The 647-nt window shown below is 65.1% G+C and carries 1 protein-coding gene; it reads left to right on the forward strand.

Going from position 1 to position 647, the window contains the following annotated elements:
- Positions 1-26 precede the first annotated feature (26 nt).
- The coding region (locus AC792_RS01315) for a superoxide dismutase (RefSeq protein WP_049828794.1) at positions 27-647 on the forward strand (621 nt) is incomplete at its 3' end.

Genomic DNA, 647 nt, shown 5'->3' on the forward strand with positions numbered 1-647 from the left:
CCCGTACCACTACCGAGGAGGATCACGTGAGCGTTTACGTACTGCCGGATCTTGATTACGACTACGCGGCCCTGGAGCCGCACATCTCCGGCCGGATCATGGAGCTGCACCACTCCAAGCACCACGCCACTTACGTCAAGGGCGCCAATGATGCCCTGGCGCAGCTGGCCGAGGCCCGTGAGAAGGGCGAGTTCGGGAGCATCCCGAAGCTCTCCAAGGATCTGGCGTTCCACGTGGGTGGTGTGGTGAACCACAGCATCTTCTGGAAGAACATGTCCCCCGAGGGGGGAGACAAGCCCGAGGGTGAGCTCGCGGCGGCCCTGGAGGACGCGTTCGGGTCCTTCGACGGGTTCCGGGCGCACTTCACCGCGGCGGCGACGTCGTTGCAGGGTTCGGGGTGGGCGGTGCTGGCGTACGAGCCGTTGGGGCGGAACCTGGTGATCGAGCAGCTCTATGATCAGCAGGGCAATGTGCCGGTGGGGACGATCCCGCTGTTGATGCTGGACATGTGGGAGCACGCGTTCTACCTGGATTACGTGAACGTGAAGCCGGAGTACGTGAAGGCGTGGTGGAACCTGGTGAACTGGGCCGATGTCCAGGCCCGCCTCGCGGCGGCGACCACCGGCGCGAGCACCCTCATCACCCCC

It is taken from the genome of Arthrobacter sp. RIT-PI-e, assembly GCF_001187915.1.
GTDB lineage: Bacteria > Actinomycetota > Actinomycetes > Actinomycetales > Micrococcaceae > Arthrobacter_D.